At 29.9% G+C, this 18,204-nt stretch carries 15 protein-coding genes; 14 read left to right on the top strand and 1 reads right to left on the bottom strand.

Annotated features, from left to right (window positions below):
• Nucleotides 1-192: 192 nt before the first annotated feature.
• The 10 genes from ACLR9T_RS07995 (at nucleotide 193) to ACLR9T_RS07950 (ending at nucleotide 13,222) form a co-directional block, all read left to right on the top strand.
• Entirely contained in the window at nucleotides 193-1,653 is a 1,461-nt protein-coding gene (locus tag ACLR9T_RS07995; RefSeq protein ID WP_413109016.1) for a DUF1846 domain-containing protein, read from the top strand.
• Nucleotides 1,654-1,963: 310 nt separating this feature from the next.
• On the top strand, nucleotides 1,964-2,767 hold the full coding sequence (locus ACLR9T_RS07990; RefSeq protein ID WP_413109015.1) for a helix-turn-helix transcriptional regulator: 804 nt from the start codon (nucleotides 1,964-1,966) through the stop codon (nucleotides 2,765-2,767).
• 153 nt (nucleotides 2,768-2,920) lie between these two features.
• Complete coding sequence (locus ACLR9T_RS07985; protein WP_413109014.1) at nucleotides 2,921-4,108, top strand: carbamoylphosphate synthase large subunit; 1,188 nt, start codon at nucleotides 2,921-2,923, stop codon at nucleotides 4,106-4,108.
• A gap of 2 nt (nucleotides 4,109-4,110) precedes the next feature.
• Nucleotides 4,111-4,848, top strand: coding sequence for an esterase family protein (locus tag ACLR9T_RS07980; RefSeq protein ID WP_413109013.1), 738 nt, complete (start codon nucleotides 4,111-4,113; stop codon nucleotides 4,846-4,848).
• Nucleotides 4,849-4,861: 13 nt separating this feature from the next.
• A complete protein-coding gene (locus ACLR9T_RS07975) occupies nucleotides 4,862-6,067 on the top strand; it encodes an ATP-grasp domain-containing protein (protein WP_413109012.1) in 1,206 nt (401 codons plus the stop codon).
• 778 nt (nucleotides 6,068-6,845) lie between these two features.
• Entirely contained in the window at nucleotides 6,846-7,517 is a 672-nt protein-coding gene (locus ACLR9T_RS07970) for an HAD family hydrolase (RefSeq protein ID WP_413109011.1), read from the top strand.
• Nucleotides 7,511-8,191 carry a DUF554 domain-containing protein gene (locus ACLR9T_RS07965; RefSeq protein ID WP_413109010.1) on the top strand — a complete coding sequence of 227 codons (681 nt, stop codon included), beginning with the start codon at nucleotides 7,511-7,513 and terminating at the stop codon, nucleotides 8,189-8,191. Before ACLR9T_RS07970 ends, ACLR9T_RS07965 begins: the two co-directional genes overlap by 7 nt.
• Nucleotides 8,192-8,351: 160 nt before the next feature.
• On the top strand, nucleotides 8,352-11,045 hold the full coding sequence (locus ACLR9T_RS07960; protein WP_413109009.1) for a fibronectin type III domain-containing protein: 2,694 nt from the start codon (nucleotides 8,352-8,354) through the stop codon (nucleotides 11,043-11,045).
• Nucleotides 11,046-11,093: 48 nt separating this feature from the next.
• Nucleotides 11,094-12,233: a YibE/F family protein gene (locus tag ACLR9T_RS07955; RefSeq protein ID WP_413109008.1), complete on the top strand. Its 1,140-nt coding sequence runs from the start codon at nucleotides 11,094-11,096 to the stop codon at nucleotides 12,231-12,233.
• 188 nt (nucleotides 12,234-12,421) lie between these two features.
• Nucleotides 12,422-13,222, top strand: coding sequence for an N-acetylmuramoyl-L-alanine amidase (locus tag ACLR9T_RS07950; protein WP_413109007.1), 801 nt, complete (start codon nucleotides 12,422-12,424; stop codon nucleotides 13,220-13,222).
• A 303-nt stretch (nucleotides 13,223-13,525) separates the two neighbouring features.
• Here ACLR9T_RS07950 and ACLR9T_RS07945 read toward each other — a convergent pair whose 3' ends face one another.
• Nucleotides 13,526-13,834 carry a hypothetical protein gene (locus tag ACLR9T_RS07945; protein WP_413109006.1) on the bottom strand — a complete coding sequence of 103 codons (309 nt, stop codon included), beginning with the start codon at nucleotides 13,832-13,834 and terminating at the stop codon, nucleotides 13,526-13,528.
• Nucleotides 13,835-14,280: 446 nt separating this feature from the next.
• Between ACLR9T_RS07945 and ACLR9T_RS07940 the strand changes: the two genes are divergently transcribed.
• The 4 genes from ACLR9T_RS07940 (at nucleotide 14,281) to ACLR9T_RS07925 (ending at nucleotide 18,129) form a co-directional block, all read left to right on the top strand.
• Complete coding sequence (locus ACLR9T_RS07940) at nucleotides 14,281-14,490, top strand: hypothetical protein (RefSeq protein ID WP_413109005.1); 210 nt, start codon at nucleotides 14,281-14,283, stop codon at nucleotides 14,488-14,490.
• Nucleotides 14,491-14,730: 240 nt separating this feature from the next.
• Entirely contained in the window at nucleotides 14,731-14,961 is a 231-nt protein-coding gene (locus ACLR9T_RS07935; protein WP_413109004.1) for a hypothetical protein, read from the top strand.
• A gap of 486 nt (nucleotides 14,962-15,447) precedes the next feature.
• Entirely contained in the window at nucleotides 15,448-15,588 is a 141-nt protein-coding gene (locus ACLR9T_RS07930) for a hypothetical protein (protein ID WP_413109003.1), read from the top strand.
• 216 nt (nucleotides 15,589-15,804) lie between these two features.
• Nucleotides 15,805-18,129 carry a glycoside hydrolase family 3 protein gene (locus tag ACLR9T_RS07925; RefSeq protein ID WP_413109002.1) on the top strand — a complete coding sequence of 775 codons (2,325 nt, stop codon included), beginning with the start codon at nucleotides 15,805-15,807 and terminating at the stop codon, nucleotides 18,127-18,129.
• Nucleotides 18,130-18,204 lie beyond the last annotated feature (75 nt).

Here is an 18,204-nt window from a genome sequence, read left to right as displayed (position 1 = left end):
AAATAACATCTATAGATGTTATTTTTTATATAATAATTTTTTATTTGTACGTAAAATTTAATGCAAAATCGTGCAATAATATAATAAATAAAGTAGAATACAAAAGATAAAAGTAGTATTTTTTATAGATTTTATGAAAGGAGAAGTATGAAGCTTATAACTAAATTTAAATAATCTTCATACAAGATTGAAATGAAAGTTGGGTTTGATAATGATAAATATTTAAAAATGCAATCCACCCATATAAAAGAACGGATTGAACAATTTGGTGATAAATTATACTTGGAATTTGGGGGAAAATTATTTGATGATTATCATGCTTCTAGAGTTTTGCCCGGTTTTGCACCAGATAGTAAATTACAGATGTTACTACAGTTAAAAGATCAAGCAGAAGTTGTGATTGCTATTTCTGCAAGTGATATTGAGCGTAATAAAGTACGTGGTGATTTAGGAATTACTTATGATAATGATGTTTTGCGTTTGATTGAAATCTATCGCAGTAAAGGGTTATATGTTGGAAGTGTAGTTATAACACAATATGATGGTCAAAAAGCTGCTGATATATTTAAAAGTCGTTTAGAAAAACGAAATATTAATGTATATTTACATTATTTGATCGATGGTTATCCAACTAATACTAAAAAGATAATCAGTGCGGAAGGGTTTGGAAAAAATGATTATATTGAAACAACAAAACCATTAGTTGTTGTAACAGCTCCAGGACCAGGGAGTGGTAAAATGGCGACATGCCTTTCGCAATTATTTCATGAACATATAAGAGGAGTAAAAGCAGGATATGCTAAATTTGAAACTTTTCCTATTTGGAGTATTCCTTTAAACCACCCTGTTAATCTAGCATATGAAGCTGCTACGGCAGATTTGAATGATGTTAATATGATTGATCCTTTTCATTTAGAAACCTACAATAAAGTAACTGTAAATTATAATCGAGATATTGAAATTTTTCCTGTTTTAAAAAATATGTTTGAAGAGATTTATGGCGTTAGCCCATATAATTCACCAACAGACATGGGAGTAAATATGGCAGGTTTTTGTATAAGTAATGATGAGGTGTGTAAAGAAGCTAGTCGTCAAGAAATTATTCGTCGCTATTATCATACTAGAAATCGTTATGTTAAAGAACAATGTTCTTTAGATGAGTTTAATAAACAGGAATTAGTTATGAATCAAGCTAAAGTTGTAGTTGAAGATCGTAAGTGTGTTGCAGCTGCAAATAAAAAAGCTTTAGAAGCGAATTGTTATGCTGGAGCAATTGAACTAGATGATGGAACTATCATTACAGGTAAAACTTCAGATTTTATGGGATCATGTTCAGCACTTGTAATCAATGCAATCAAATATCTGGCTAATATTCCAAGCGATGTTCATTTAATTTCTCCAAGTGCATTTGGTCCAATTCAAAATTTAAAAACTGAGTATCTTGGTAGCATAAACCCTCGCCTACATAGTGATGAAATTTTGATTGCTTTATCTTTAAGTGCTGTTGATAATGAAAATGCTAAACTAGCGTTACGACAATTACCAAAAATAAAAGGAACTCAGGCTCATGTTACTTCTTCAATTGGTCCAATGGATGCAAAAGTATTTAGTAATTTAGGGATTCAAGTAACATATGATGCAAAAAAACTTTAATAAATTATTGTTTTAAAAGCACTTCATCTTTAAAGTGCTTTTAAAATAAAAGAAAATGGACTGTGCAAGCACGAACAGTCCATTTTTCAGAAAGGAGGTGTATTACACCATACAAATGTATCACCTACTATTATGATAATCATTATTTTAAATTATTTCAACAAATATTATAATTTATATGTATTCATCGAATAAATTGTAATATAATAACCATATTGCAACCACTGGTTGCGGAAATGAAAACTAGAATATCTAGAGCAACTGAACATTATTTTGCATAATGTAGGTGATTTAGGGAGGAATAAAATTTATGAATATAGAAATTGCAAATCGATTAGTCAAGTTACGTAAAGAAAAAAAACTTTCTCAAGAAGCTTTAGCAAATGAATTAGGAATTAGTCGTCAAGCTGTTAGTAAATGGGAGCGTGCGGAAGCTTCTCCGGATACAGATAATTTAATTTTGTTAGCTGAACTTTATGGGATATCATTAGATGATTTATTAAAGACGGATCAAAAAGAATTTGAAAGTGGTAATAATCAGGCAGAAACAGAATATCAAAATACTACAGAGAAGAAAAAAGAAAGCGTCCATATTAGTTTGAAACATGGAATTCATGTTGTTGGTGAAGATGGTGAAGAGGTTCATGTGGGATGGAATGGAATTCATGTTGAAGATCCTAATGAAAATTCAAGGGTTCATATTGATGGTTCTGGTGTTTTTGTAGACGATAAGAAGTATGATCATGATGAATGGGAAAAAATTCGTAAAGAAAAAGGATGGGATCATTATTATGAAGATTATACAAAATTTCCGTTTGCTTTAATTACAATAATTGCATATATTGCAATTGCATTATATACAGGTGCATGGCATCCGTTATGGATATTTTTATTAATTATTCCAATTATTGAAGGTGCTATTGGTGCTGTTAAGCATCATAATATGAATAGGTTTCCATATCCGTTATTAGCGATTCTTTATTTTTTATATGCAGGATTCTATCAAAATATATGGTCACCAACATGGCTGGTTTTTTTAACAATACCATTATATTATTCATTAGTTAATTATTTTAGGCATCGAAAAAAAACTAAACAGACAATTGATGAATAACTTAAGCAGTTGATTTTCAACTGCTTTTTATTTCGATAGTTAAAGTTATTTTTTAATAGTTAAAATATGTTTATTTTTGCTATATTTTTTACTTCTATGTTATAATTGAGTTAAGCAATGGTGAAGCCATTGAAAGTAGAAAGGAGGGGGCTTATGAACTTTTTATTTATATCACCGATGTTTCCTAAATCATATTGGCATTTTTGTGATCGAATGAAACGTCATGGTGTAAATGTATTGGCAATTGGGGACATGCCAGACAGAGAGATAAGCGATGAATTAAAAAGCTCAGTAACTGAATATTGTTACGTTGATGATATGGAGAATTATGAAAATGTGTATCGATGTGTAGCATATCTTGCAAGTAAGTATGGAAAGATTGACTGGTTAGAATCTAATAATGAATACTGGTTAGAATTAGATGCTAGGTTAAGAACTGATTTCAATATTAATACGGGAATGAAAGAGGATATTATAAAAATTTTTAAGACTAAATCAGGAATGAAAGCTTATTATAAAAAAGCAGGTGTTAAGACTGCCCGTTATCATCTAGTAGATACACTTGAAAAGGGGAAGAAGTTTGTTGAAGAAGTAGGTTATCCAGTAGTAGTTAAGCCAGATAATGGTGTTGGTGCAGCTGCTACATATAAGTTGAATAATGATCAGGAATTAGAGGATTTTTATCAAATTGAACATATTACTCAATATATTATGGAAGAATTTGTTAATGGATTAATTATTTCTTATGATGGAATGGCAAATAGTAAACATGAAGTGTTATTTGAAACAGCTCATGTTTTTCCTAATTCAATAATGGATGTTGTAAACAAGAATAGTGATATGCATTATTATTCATTGAGAAAGATTCCTGATGAACTTGTTAAACTAGGGAGAAGTGTAGTTAAGGAGTTTCCAGTAAATGCTAGATTCTTCCATTGTGAGTTTTTTCAATTATTAGAGGATCGACCAGGGTTAGGTAGTAAAGGAGATTTTATTGGTTTAGAAGTTAATATGCGACCACCAGGTGGGTATTCACCAGATATGATGAATTGGGCTAATGATATAGATGTTTATAATATTTATAGTGATATGGTTGTTTATGATCATAGTAATTATTACACTAATCGCCCATATCACTGTGTTTATTGTGGACGGCGTGATGGCAAGAATTATTATTATAATAATGATGCAATTACTGCCATGTATGAAAATCATATTATGATGAATGAACGAATGCCGGATATATTATCTGGAGCAATGGGGAATTATACATATACAGCTCGTTTTGAAACATTGGAAGAAGTAAATGAGTTTATTGAAAAGGTATTACAGGAGGCTTAGTGATGAGAGTTGAATATTTTAAAGAGTATAGTAATTGTTTAAATCGAGAGATGGAGTTTAAGATCTATGGTCATACTGGAATTCCTTTGTTGGTATTTCCAGCGCAAGATGGACGCTTTTATGATTTTGAAAACTTTGGGATGATAAATGTTATTGCTGATAAAATTGAATCTGGACAAGTGCAGGTTTTTTGTTTAGATAGTATTGATGGAGAATGCTGGTCTGATGAAGGTGGCGATAATCAGCATCGTACTTATATGATGGAACAATGGTATTATTATGTAGTTGATGAGCTGGTACCTAGGATTTTTGATATTAATGGTACTGGAAGACTAATTTATACAACAGGATGCTCAATGGGAGCGACTCATGCAGCTAATTTTATGTTTAGAAGACCTGATCTTTTTCAGGGATGTATTTGTTTAAGTGGTTATTATGATAGCGATCTTTTCTTTGGAGATTATCATGATGAAATTCTTTATAATAATAGTCCGATTCAGTTTATAAATGGGATGTCATATGATCATCCATATGTAGAAATGTATCGTCATCGTGATATTATTCTATGTTGTGGTCAAGGTGCCTGGGAAGATGAGATGATATATTCTACAACTAGAATGAAAGAATTATTGGATCATAAAGATATTCCAGCATGGATTGATTTTTGGGGAAATGACGTTAATCATGACTGGGATTGGTGGCAGATCCAGTTACCGTATTTTTTAAATCATATTTTGTAAAGGGGGAAATTTTATGAATGTAGTATTTATCTCACCACATTTTCCATTATATTTTCATAATTTTTGTTCACGGTTAAAAATACGTGGTGTAAATGTTTTGGGAATTGGTGATGCAAATTATCAAGAGATTAGTAAGGAAACTAGGGTAAGTTTAAGTGAGTATTATCGTGTTAATGATTTAGAGAATTATGACGAAGTTTATAAAGCGGTTGCTTATTTTATTAGTAAGTATGGGAGAATTGATTTTATTGAGAGTCAAAATGAGTATTGGCTAGAAACTGATGCTAAACTTAGAACTGATTTTAATATTGATAGTGGGACTAAATTTGAAGATCTAGCAGTAATGAAATATAAATCAAAGATGAAAGCAGTTTATGAAAGTGTTGGATTAAATGTAGCTAGATATTGTTTAGTAGATACTTTTGATCATGCTTTAACTTTTATTGAAAAAGTTGGTTATCCAATTGTAGTAAAGCCAGATAATGGGGTTGGGGCAACATCAACATACAAATTAAATAACCAGCAGGAATTAGAATATTTCTTTGCTACTAAAGATGATCGTCTTTATATTATGGAAGAATATGTAAATGGTCATGTTGAGACATATGATGGTATAACTGATTCTAAAAAGAATGTTTTAATAGCTAATAGTACGATTATGTTGAATTCAATTATGGATAATGTAAATGATCATTGTGATACAGCTTTTCAAAATCGTTTTGTAAAGGGTACTGATATTGAAAAAATTGGTCAAAAAGTAGTTAAAGCTTTTGATACTAGAAGTAGATTTTTTCACTTTGAATTCTTTAGATTAGACGCGGATAAGGAAGGCTTAGGGAAAAAAGGAGATTTAGTAGGACTTGAAGTAAATATGCGTGCACCTGGGGCATATATGCCAGATATGATAAATTTTAGTTATGATAGTGATGTTTATACAGTCTGGGCTGATATGGTAATTTATGATAAATGTTTCTTAGATTTAAAACAGCAATATTTAGTAGCTTATATTGGACGTCGAGATAACTTTGATTATTTATATGATGATTTGCAATTAAGAGATCAGTTTGGTTTTGATATTGTTTTAGATGTTGATGTACCTGAGGCGTTAAGTGCAGCGATGGGAAATCATGTTTTTATGGTTAGAAGTAATAATCAAGATCATCTTGATTATATGATTGATGAATTCTTAAGAAGAAAAGATGGGAGTAGTTGGAGATAGTTTTAAAGGTAATTTTTCGGAGTTAAAAAAGCTTTTTTGACACTTATAGTGTTATTTTGAAAAAAACTCTTCCATTTTTCGTCAAATATGTTATGATAATAGTGGTTCGAATGACGAACCACTTTATCCCAAATGTGCTCTCGCACAAAACGAAGGGAGAGCATCGTGCTCTTCCCTCCCCACAAGTTAGAGCGACGGCTCTAACTTTTTATAGACGATGATAGATTGGTCGATTTGATTGATCTGTGATTTTAAGTTCAAAGGGTCAATTAATATTTGGGAGATTATTAATGAATCTAGAATTTATTAATTACTTATCAAATATGAATGAGCTTATATATTAGTATAAGCGACCAAAGTATAATTGCTGGAACCAATAAAAAGGTGATCTAAACAGATCCCTTTTTATTTTGTGAGGATAGACTGTTTTAAAGTAAGAAGTTCCTATAAATTGGAGCTTTTTTTATTTATGAATACCCTCATGACACTCAATCGTTAAAACTTCATTTAATACCTCTTTTTTGTTTATCATCAATATATATAATAATTTATCTATTGTTTATAAAAGAAAGTAATAAATATACAAATTATATTTACCATAAAAAATCATAGATATTTTTATGGTAAACTTCTTTAGTATCGATACTAAATTTATTTATTAAATATTTCCGATAATTAATGGGGTTAAAGAAGTAGAGAGGGATATTTGTTTTATTTAAAATAATGTAGTAAGATAAAAGAGCGTATTACGCTCTTTTATTATGAAAGGATGAAAAATATGAAAATAGAATTAGTGATATGTGCTATGGATGGTTTGATGTTTGACACAGAACCGATTGGGGCAAAGTGTTTTAAAGATGCTGCAAGAGAGTATGGTTATATAGTGGATGATGAGTTTCAAATGGGATTAATTGGGATGAATGTTCATGATCATGTGCTGAAAGTTAAAGCAAAATTTGGGGATGATTATCCAGTATTTGAAGTACGAGCTTTGGCTAAAAAGATGCGGATGGAATATTTTTATAATCATGGGTTACCAATTAAACCTGGTTTAAAAGAGCTGATAGGATATTTAAAGGAAAAAGGGACTAAGATAGCAATTGCTTCATCTTCTTCAATTGATTTAATTAATGAATATTTGGAATTAGCGAAAATGGAAGATGTATTTGATTTTGTTATTGGTGGTGATTCTGTTGTTCATGGTAAACCAAATCCTGAATTGTTTTTAAAAGTTTTGATGCATTTTGATATAGATAATGATAGGGCGATAGTTTTAGAGGATTCAACTAATGGTATTTTAGCTAGTCACAAAGCTAAGATACCAGTGATTTGTGTACCTGACTTAGTTGTTAATGGACCGGAAATTTTAGCTCTTACATATAAAACATTGCCATCTTTATTTGAGGTTAAAGATGAGATTGAAAGAATTTTGGGAGAGGATAGATGTTAGGGACGATAGTAAATACTGTAGCTGTTATTGTAGGGGCTAGTATTGGTTTATTGATTAAAAAAGGGATACCAAAACGAATTGGTGATTCTTTGATGAAAGCTTTAGGTCTATGTACGATCTACATTGGTATTAGTGGAGCTTTTAAAGGTGAAAATACATTAGTGATGATTATTTCAATGGTATTAGGGACATTACTTGGTGAAGCTATTGATATTGATAAGCATGTAAATAGTGGGGTTAGAAAGATTGAAAAGAGGTTTTCTAAAGGGAAGAGTGAAAATAGTATTTCTCAGGGTTTTATCACTTCAAGTTTACTTTTTTGTATTGGTTCAATGACGATTGTTGGAGCGATGAATGCGGGTCTTTTAGGTGATAATACAATGTTATATACTAAATCAACATTAGATTTTTGTTCTTCGATTATTTTTGCTTCTACTTTAGGAATTGGAGTAATGTTTTCGGCTGGTTTTGTTTTAATATATCAGGGAGGTTTAACGTTTTTAGCGATTGCAGCTGCCCCTTTATTAAGTAATAGTGTAATTAATGAAATGACTTGTGTTGGTTCTTTAGTAATTATTGCAACAGGACTGAATTTATTGAAAGTAACGAAATTAAAGTTGATGAATTATATTCCAGCGATGTTTTTACCAATTATTTTATGTACGTTTATGTAGTAAAAGTCGTATTTAGTTAAAAAAACGTTATTTTTATGATAACGTTTTTTTGTGTTTTTTAAGATTATGTTAAATTAATTAAGTATCAGTAAAGTGTATTGTTTATAGGATTTTTGAGTGCTAAGATGTCCCTGTGAAAAATAAAAAGAGGAGAATGGAAATGAATAAACAAAAGAATAAAGTTTTAAAAATTTCGATGGCTACTTTAGCATTATTGGTTTCAACAGGATATGTTGCAAATAATTATCAAGTGTTACCAGCTCATGCTGATAGTGTGCAATTTAATGAGACAACTGATTTAGTCAATGCTTCAACGACATGGAAGTATCTAGATAACAATGTTGATCCAGGTACACAAGAAGACCGTTATGCATGGACTAAAGCTGAATATCTAGATACAGAGTGGAAAAGTGCTGCTGGTAAATTTGGGGCTAAGAATGGAGCTTTAACCAATTTAGGTGGAAACTTTATGCCAACTGTATTATTAAATCAATATATTGAAGGAACAAGTGAAGATATTCCAGCATTCTTTTTTAGAACAACAGTAAATATTAATAGTTTAGATGATCTATCATCAATCACAGGTAGTCTTTATTATGATGATGCTGCAATTATTTATCTTAATGGTGTGAAAGTTGTTTCATTTGATGAACCAGATGGGGGATTTGAATCAAATCTATCATATGGTGGTTCTAATGCAGGAACGCCTAAAGAAGGAGAAATTAATTTATCTAAAGAACAATTAAAAGATGTATTAAAAACAGGTGAAAATATTATTGCAGTGGAACTTCATCAAGGAAGAGCTAGCAGCTCAGATGTGTATTTTGAATTTGCCGATCTTCAAATAAATTATGGTGAGATAGAAGTTGAACAAAAAGCACTTAATCTAACAGTTGGTGAAGATGAAACTAAAATGAATCTTACCTGGTATGCAAATAGTACGCAAACAGGAATTGTGCAATTGGCTAAAGCTGGTTCAATGATTAATGGACAGTTTCCAACAGAATTTGTAACTGTAAATGCAACTAGTAATCAATCAAATGATAATGGTTTTTACTATAATCAGGCAACATTGACAAATTTAGAAGAAAATACTAAATATGTATATCGAATTGTTAATGGTGATAAGGTAAGTCAGGTATATGATTTTACAACTAAAGATTTTGATGGCAGCTTCAATTTTGTATTAGCAGGTGATCCTCAAATCGGTGCTAGTGGAAATGCTAGTAATGATACTATTGGATGGGGTAAAACTTTAGAAGATTCAGTTGCAAAATTTAACCCTAACTTTATTTTATCAGCGGGTGATCAAGTAAATACTGCAAATAATGAGGCTCAATATAGTGGTTATTTAGAACACGAAGAACTTACAAGTATTCCTCAAGCAACAACCGTAGGTAATCATGATTCAAGTTCTAATGCTTATGGACAACACTATAATTTACCAAATGTAACAGATAAAGGCGCAACAACTGCTGGTAGTGATTATTGGTATGTTTATAATAATACATTATTTATGAATATCAATACCAATAATACTTCAACAGCAGAACATCAGGCTTTTATGGAAGAAGCAATTGCTGCTAATTCAGATGTTCGCTGGAAAGTGGTAGTTTTCCACCATTCAATATATTCAGTAGCTAGCCATGCCGTTGAAAACAGTATCTTAAAACGTCGCGAAGAACTAACACCAGTATTTGATAAGCTTGGAGTTGATGTTGTGTTAATGGGACATGACCATGTTTATGTTCGTAGTAATATTATGAAAGGGATGGAGGTAGTAACAGATACTAGCACTTTAGAAAGTGTAACTGATCCTGATGGTATCTTGTATGTAACGGCTAATTCTGCTTCAGGAAGTAAGTATTATAATATTAAAACTGATATTAGTACTGAATTTGTAGCAAAGATGGATCAATCTAAACAACGTTCAATTTCTAATATTGAAGTAAATGACAATCAGTTTAAAGTGACAACTTATTTATATGATGCAAATAGTAATGATTGGGCAGTTATTGATACTTTTACAATTAATAAAACAACACAAGTTGAAACAAATAAAACTTTTTTAAAGATTGCTATTGAAGAAGCAGATAAAATTACTCAAGAACATATTGATTCATTAGTTCCTGTTGTAGCAAAAGAATTTAAAGAAGCATTAAATCATGCTAAAACAGTATTTAATGATCCTAATGCAACTCAAGAACAAGTTGATGATGCAGGAACACGTCTAGCATATATAATGCATTATCTTGATTTTAAAAAGGGTGATAAAGAAGCATTACAAAATTTAGTAACAACAATTGATAAATTAGATGCAGCAAAATATAGTCAATCATCATGGCAGTTGATGTTACCAATTCTTGAAGATGCTAAACAAGTATTAGCTAATGAAAATGCTCTTCAAAATGAAATTGAAGAAATACAAGAATCATTAATTAAAGCTTACTTAAATCTTAGATTAATACCTAATAAAGATATATTAGAAGATTTAATTAAACAAGCAGAAAGTTTAAAACAAGAAGATTATAGTGCTGCCAGCTGGGATTTATTACAAAATACTTTAAAATCAGCAAAAGCTATCTTAGCTGATGAAAATGCATCTGAGGCTCAAATCAATCATATTCAAACTTCTTTAAGCAACTTGCTTACAAGTATGAAACCAACGATTGAAAAATCAGATAATTTAAACTCTAATCAATCTCTAACACCTTTAAAATCAACTACTAAAGATAGTGATAAAGTAGCAACAGGAGATGATAATGATTTACTAGCATATGGAACGCTATTGTTTACAGCTTTAGGATGTTCATTGGTGGCATTAAGAACAAGAAAAAATAGTCAAAAGGATTAACAAATTTAGTGGTAATAGTATTACCACTAAATTTATTAGAGGTAATACATGAAAAAATTTATTCAAGAGTTAAAAGAAAATCGTATAGTTATAATAATAATTTTATTTACAGTTATACTATCAATGTTATTCAATAATTATTTAAAAAAAGATTATTCACGAGTTAATAATGATACTACAGATTTTGTTAGTGCTAAAGTCGTTGAAATATCAAGTACGGATATTAAATATGATCAAGAATTAAAGATTAATTTAGGTAAACAAGTTATAAAAGTTAAAATTCTTGATGGTAAAAATAAGGGTAAAATAGTTACATTAGATAATTATTTAACTGCTGCTCATAATGTTGAAGTTAAGATAGGTTCTAAAGTAATTATTTCAGCTGATGAACCTGATGGCATAGAAGCATATTACACAGTTTATAATTTTGATCGGGGATTAGGTCTAATCATTTTTACCCTTATCTTATTTATTATAGTTATTACGATTGGCCGAGGAAAAGGATTAAAATCAATCATTGGTTTAGCATATACGCTATATTTAGTTATTTTCTTTTTATTACCGACAGTATTTTCTGGATATCCACCGGTAATCATGAGTGTAATATGTATAATACTTTCAACGATCGTTACTTTATTATTATTAAACGGTAGATCTAAAAAAACCTATGGTGCAATTACAGCTACAGTTTTAGGGGTGATTTTAAGCGCAGTTTGTTTCTATATAATGTCAAAAGTATTAAATATTAATGGTTATAGTAGTGATGAAGCAGAAAGCTTAATTTTAATTACAAGAGCTACGAATCTACAAATAAAGGATATATTGTTTGCAGGTGTGTTAGTGTCATCATTGGGAGCAATTATGGATGTTGGAATGTCGATTATTTCGGCATTATATGAAGTTTCTTATCATCAGCCTAATTTAACAAAAAAAGAATTATTTAATTCTGGAATTGAAATAGGTAAGGATATGATTGGGACGATGACAAATACATTGATTTTAGCTTTTACTGGAAGTGCTTTTATATCATTATTGGTATTATTTTCATATAATGTAGATGTTTTGCAGTTACTTAATTCTAATTATATTATAATTGAATTTGCACAAGGCATAGCAGGTACTTTAGGAATTGTTTTAACAGTACCTATCGCTTCATTTATAGGGGCTTCATTTTTAATTAATGATTAAGTTTATATAATAATCTTAACTATTAAAGAGATTTCTTAATAAAATCTCTTTTTTGATTAAAAATTTATTATTACAATAACTTTAGAAATGGTTTAATTAGCCCTTAGTTAAATTATATAATAGAATATTATTAGTTGAGGGCTTTTATATTATAAAAAGCTCTCTAATAAATAGAAAGGAGGAGGAATATGCCGATTTATAATGTTCATGCAGGACATAATTTTAATGTTAGTGGTTCTAGTGGATATTTCAGTGAAACAACAGAAGATAGAAATGTTAAAAATGCTGTAATTTCTAAATTACATTCTTTAAATTTTACAGTATATGATTGTACTGATAATAAGGGTAAGACCCAAAATGAAAATCTTGCTAATATTGTAACAAAATGTAATGCCCATACAGTTGATTTAGATATCAGTATTCATTTTAATGCTTCAAATGGTGAGGGACATGGAGTTGAAGTTTTACAATATTCTAACAAAACCCAGACAGTAGCACAAAATATTTGTAATGCAATAGCAAAATTAGGATTCAAAAATCGTGGGATAAAAGATAGAACTGATTTATATGTGCTTAAGCACACTAAAGCACCTGCAATTTTAATTGAATGTTGTTTCTGTGATAGTGCAATTGATGCAGGTCTTTATAATTATAATTCAATGGCAAATGCAATTGTTGAAGGATTAACAGGCCAAGTGTCTAATCAACCTTCACAACAAAGAGATGATTGGATTAACAGGTTAAAAGTTGAGTGTAAAAAGCAGGGTTTTAGTAACTATCCTACTATTAAAAAAGGAGCTGAAGGTAATATAACAAAGTTGGTTCAAGAGCGTCTTAATAGTGTTGGATTTAGTTTGGTAGAAGATGGTAATTTTGGATCAGCTACTGAAAATGCAATAAAAGTGTTTCAAAAAAATCGAGGATTAATACAGGATGGGATTATTGGTCCTGATACTTGGAGTTATTTGTTAAGTGGAAAGAGCTATTAGTTATGGAAACTGTTTATCTAAAACATGGTGCGGAGTATATACAAGGTAATAGGCTTAACACAAGGTTAGAACATACACTAATCCATATGGGTGTTACGCACAGTATAATTCAAAATGGTTATAGAAAGAGAATCCATGTAAACAACAAATATATAAAATCCCACCTCCATAGATAAGTGAAATTTTAATTATTTCATCTGTCTACTTTAGTGGGATAGTATCATACAACCAATCTAGGTTTTTAGTATAACAAAAGGTTAAGACATTTGTTGTCTTAACCTCATTTTATATTTTATGTTAAAATCACTCTTCATCTGAATTTCTTTCAACTTGTAAATGATAATGTCCTGATAAGAAATTTTCCATAACTGCATCCCAATCACCGTTTTCATAAAGCTCTTTATTTTCTGAAATAAAAGATTCTGTAACATCTTCTCCTTTATTTGAATCAATAATTGTCACACCATATTCATTTTCATTAAAAGCATCTTTAAGATATTTGGTTGTATTAGAATAAGGATCTGAATTTCCGTCAATAATTGCACATATTATAACTAAAACCATTGAAATCACAAAAAGTGTTACAATAATAGCTCCTTTTGATATTTTCATATTTTTTTCTCCATCTTGTGTCTCCCACTTGCCACTATTTTATTATTTTACAAAATAAATAATAATGATAAAGAAAGCACTCTCTATTATTAAAGTATCAATATGTTGGATAAAAGTCAAGTAATACAATATTTTAATAATCTTTAATATTCTGCAGTATCTGTTCCTATTCTTTATTGTTAAGCTTATATATGTGTGGAAGAATAAAAACATCCCACTATTTTATCATACATATGTATGAATAACAAAACAGACTGCTAATTATTGAAATTTATCATATAATATAAGTAGGAGAAAACAATAAAAGAACCCAATAAATCAAAGGTAAGATAATTATGTTAAAACACATATCAAAAGTATTAATTTGTTTATTCACTGTATGTTAATTGATTATTGCTATCATTTATATTGGTGTTGCTGCAAAGCCAGATTGTTCAACATGTAGAATGCAGTCATCTGAAATTAAAACACAGTATTTTGACGAAGATGGAAATACTGTAATCATCTATGAAGACGGTTCAGAGGCAATCTATATGGCAAATGGTGAAATAATTCTTAAAGATTATTATAATGTATTAGAATCTGATTTAAGTCAACCACCTACAACTAGAGCATTAACATCGATCGCAATTGGGAAAGCTATTATATCTGTTTGAAGTGCATGTTCTAGTATCCCGTATTATACTGGGCATGATATTTGTAGAATTGTTTTAAAAATGTTAGGAACATCAGCAAAACCACGTGCCCTTTATAAGTTAACTGGAAGATTTATTCAAAGTTATATTCCTGGTTATGAACCAAGACATTCAGGGCCATGTAGCACTGGATATTGAGAGTACAGAGTTGTGCCATTATAGTATTAGTACAAACAATGCTAATTAAAGGAGGGAGTATGTATGAAAAAAAATAATATTTTAGATATATTATTGTTAGTATTCTCTTTTGTTTTTATTGTTTTTGTACGTTATTTATATGATAATAATGTTCTTAATAACTGGGCTGCTCTTATCTTAACAATGGTAGCATTGATTATTCTTAATTATTCTTCAATAAAAAAATATTTAATTGCATCAAAAATAAAATTTAAAAGTGCGAGAAAAAATATTTGGGTTCTTTATAAATATTGAAGCTATAGTAATTTGTTATAGCTTTTTAACAGTTTTTACAAAAAATAGAAGTAACTTCTGTATTTATAGAATAAAACTCGGGTTAGTGATCTAGTTTTTTTGTATTTTAGGGGGCATCGTACAATTGTGTTTTAATTTATGCTATAATAGTATTGGTCATATATAGAGAAGGTAAATATCTCTATAAAAAAGATGCTTTAATCGGTATCTTTTTTTGTAGGAGATTATGGATAAATTAAGGAAGATTGTAAAAGAAAGCACCTGTTTATTTTGGGTGCATTTTTTCTTCTCATATATATGGATTATTTATAACAAAAATGTGATAAAACGTATTAAATAAGTAACAAATTTGTTAAAAATATTAGTATAGCGTGTAAAAATATTTTTTAGTTTAGTCTGAACTTTTTTAAGTCCATATCAGTCTGCAAAGTTTTGGCAAAATATTATATAATTTAGCTGTATAATAATTAAGAAAGGAGAAGAAAAATGAGGGAATTAAGGGAAGTTACAAGTAAATTATATGATACTGTAGAAAAATTAAGAGAAGATAAGGATATTGAAGCAGCAGTAGAAAAATTACTTTTAATAAAAGAAAAGTTGAATAAGATAATAAAAGAAAGCACTTAAAAGTATAAGTGTTATTTTGTGGTCTTGTAATTATATAGATTTTTTGAATTACAAATAAATGAAAACGCTTGCACTAAAATACTTTGATAAGATATAATTTAATCATAGGGATTGTTATTGTTAAATATAAGTAGTAACTATGAAATAGCTACCCATATTTTTGTTATTTTTTAGATAGCTACAATAACAATCTTAAGATGTGAAAGGGAAAAATTTATGAAAAAGAGAAAGATAAAAAAAGTTTTAGGTTTAACAATGTCATTTTTGATGGTTGTTGGTTTAGCTGCACCTGTTAAGGCAGCTTCATCAAGGGTTGAGACTTTATTGTCAAATATGACATTACGCCAAAAAATCACTCAAATGATGATGGTTGATTTTAGGTATTGGGATGAGGATTTAACAGATGATGTTGATCAACAAGGATTTACTAAAATGAATTCGCAAGTGCAAAAAATTGTTGAGGATTATGATTTTGGATCTATTATTTATTTTGCTCAAAATCTAATTGGTACAGAGCAGTCTTTTCAATTATCAAAGGATTTACAAATAGCAGCGACTAAGGATGGTGGAATTCCTCTATTAATTAGTGCTGATCAAGAGGGTGGTTCTGTATATAGATTGGGCACAGGAACTGCTTTACCAGGGAATATGGCATTAGGGGCAGCCAGAGATCCTAAATATTCAAAAAAAGCTGGTGAAATTATTGGTAGTGAATTAAGTGTATTAGGAATTAATACGAATTTAGCACCAGTTGTTGATGTTAATAATAATGCAAATAATCCAGTTATTGGATTAAGATCTTATAGTGATGATGCTCAAACAGTTGGTGAACTTGCTTCGGCAACAATTGAGGGTTTAAGAAAAAATAATGTAATTGGATGTGCTAAACATTTCCCAGGACATGGGGATACAGCAACAGATTCACACTATGGTTTACCGGTTGTTAATAAGTCAAAAGAAGAATTAATGAATAATGAATTAAAGCCATATCAAGTAGCAATTGACCAAGGAATTGAAATGATTATGACAGCGCACATTCTTTATCCTCAGTTGGATAATACTAAAGTGCACTCAGATAAAACAGGGCAAGATGAGTCTCTACCATCTACTATGTCTAAAAAAATCTTAACAGATTTATTAAAAGGTGAAATGGGATTTGATGGGGTTGTTGTGACGGATGCTATGAATATGGCAGGGGTTGCAAATACTTTTGATCAAGTTCAAGCGGTTAAATTAGCATTTAGTGCTGGAATTGATATGGTATGTATGCCAACTGTATTATATAACTTAGAGGATCTAAAGGATTTAGATGCAATTATTGATGGAGTCGAAGAAGCAGTTAATAATGGAGAAATTCCAGTATCTAGACTTGATGATGCGGTAACAAGAATTTTAACTTTAAAAGAAAATAGAGGAATTTTAGATTATGATCCTAATAACTATACTTTAGAAAAAGCTAAAGCTGTTGTAGGTTCTAAAGAAAACAGAGAAGCTGAAAGAGAAATTGCGGCAGCATCTACAACAGTTATTAGAAATGAAAATAATATATTACCATTAAATATTACAAAAAATAGCAAAGTGTTAATGCTTTGTCCATATGATAATGAAAAAGCTCAAATGTTAATGGCATGGAATCGGGCTAAAGAAGCAGGATTAATTCCAGAAGGAGCAAAAGTAGATGTTTATCGATATTCAAATGCAAATATTACTGGTGATTTAAAGAATAAAATTGATTGGGCTGATACGGTAATAATTAATTCAGAAATATCAACTCCAAGCCGCTATTCTACCAATCATTGGTTATATGCTGGACCGGAAGCTTTTGTTAATTATTGTGATAGTAATGATAAAACAAGTATTATTATGTCAGTAGATAAACCTTATGATGTCCAAATGTATCAAAATGCTGATGCTGTTTTAGCAGTATATGGATGTAAAGGATCTTCAGTTGATGTAACAGAAGCATTAACTGGTGGGGTAACTACATCAGAGGCAGCATATGGTCCTAATATTATTGCAGGTATCGAAGTTGCATTAGGTACTTTTAAAGCTAGTGGTAAATTACCTGTTAATGTCCCAAAATTAAATGTTAATAAAAATGGTTATACAGATGAAATCCTATATGCTCGTGGTTATGGTCTTACATATGATTCTAAATTAAATAAAGTTGAATTAAATAAAATAATTGAATTAGCTTCTAATTTAGATGAAAGCAAGTATACAAAAGAATCATGGGATGTATTAGTAGAAGCTTTAGCTTCTGCAAAAGTAGTGGCTAATACTAATGGTATTAGTCAAGCTAAAATAGATGAAGCAACAAAAGTCTTAAACGATGCAATTGCTGGATTAGTAGAAATTAATATTGTACCAACTCCAAAACCAGAAAACCCTACAGATATAGTTAAACCAGATACAAAACCGGATAGTTCAGTTGCTACAGGTGATGAAAGTAATTTAATTATATATATTTCAGTAGCATTAATTGCGTTTATAGGTTATGTAGTATTATCTAATAAAAAAGTTAAGTTTATTAAAAAATAAATAACAACAGCACAAAGAGATTGTGCTGTTGTTATTTTTAAAAAGGTGTATTGATAAGTTATTTATTTTATGGTA

Origin of the sequence: Thomasclavelia sp. (assembly GCF_047249845.1) — a bacterium.
Lineage (GTDB): Bacteria > Bacillota_I > Bacilli_A > Erysipelotrichales > Coprobacillaceae > Thomasclavelia.
The sequence above is the reverse complement of the archived record's forward strand: the minus strand, read 5'-3'. Positions and strand labels throughout refer to the sequence as shown.

Excerpts from the sequence above, each read along its gene's own strand:
- ACLR9T_RS07995 (WP_413109016.1), top strand. The coding sequence starts at position 193 with ATGAAAGTTGGGTTTGATAATGATAAATATTTAAAAATGCAATCCACC.
- ACLR9T_RS07990 (WP_413109015.1), top strand. The coding sequence starts at position 1,964 with ATGAATATAGAAATTGCAAATCGATTAGTCAAGTTACGTAAAGAAAAA.
- ACLR9T_RS07985 (WP_413109014.1), top strand. The coding sequence starts at position 2,921 with ATGAACTTTTTATTTATATCACCGATGTTTCCTAAATCATATTGGCAT.
- ACLR9T_RS07980 (WP_413109013.1), top strand. The coding sequence starts at position 4,111 with ATGAGAGTTGAATATTTTAAAGAGTATAGTAATTGTTTAAATCGAGAG.
- ACLR9T_RS07975 (WP_413109012.1), top strand. The coding sequence starts at position 4,862 with ATGAATGTAGTATTTATCTCACCACATTTTCCATTATATTTTCATAAT.
- ACLR9T_RS07970 (WP_413109011.1), top strand. The coding sequence starts at position 6,846 with ATGAAAATAGAATTAGTGATATGTGCTATGGATGGTTTGATGTTTGAC.
- ACLR9T_RS07965 (WP_413109010.1), top strand. The coding sequence starts at position 7,511 with ATGTTAGGGACGATAGTAAATACTGTAGCTGTTATTGTAGGGGCTAGT.
- ACLR9T_RS07960 (WP_413109009.1), top strand. The coding sequence starts at position 8,352 with ATGAATAAACAAAAGAATAAAGTTTTAAAAATTTCGATGGCTACTTTA.
- ACLR9T_RS07955 (WP_413109008.1), top strand. The coding sequence starts at position 11,094 with ATGAAAAAATTTATTCAAGAGTTAAAAGAAAATCGTATAGTTATAATA.
- ACLR9T_RS07950 (WP_413109007.1), top strand. The coding sequence starts at position 12,422 with ATGCCGATTTATAATGTTCATGCAGGACATAATTTTAATGTTAGTGGT.
- ACLR9T_RS07945 (WP_413109006.1), bottom strand. The coding sequence starts at position 13,834 with ATGAAAATATCAAAAGGAGCTATTATTGTAACACTTTTTGTGATTTCA.
- ACLR9T_RS07940 (WP_413109005.1), top strand. The coding sequence starts at position 14,281 with ATGCAGTCATCTGAAATTAAAACACAGTATTTTGACGAAGATGGAAAT.
- ACLR9T_RS07935 (WP_413109004.1), top strand. The coding sequence starts at position 14,731 with ATGAAAAAAAATAATATTTTAGATATATTATTGTTAGTATTCTCTTTT.
- ACLR9T_RS07930 (WP_413109003.1), top strand. The coding sequence starts at position 15,448 with ATGAGGGAATTAAGGGAAGTTACAAGTAAATTATATGATACTGTAGAA.
- ACLR9T_RS07925 (WP_413109002.1), top strand. The coding sequence starts at position 15,805 with ATGAAAAAGAGAAAGATAAAAAAAGTTTTAGGTTTAACAATGTCATTT.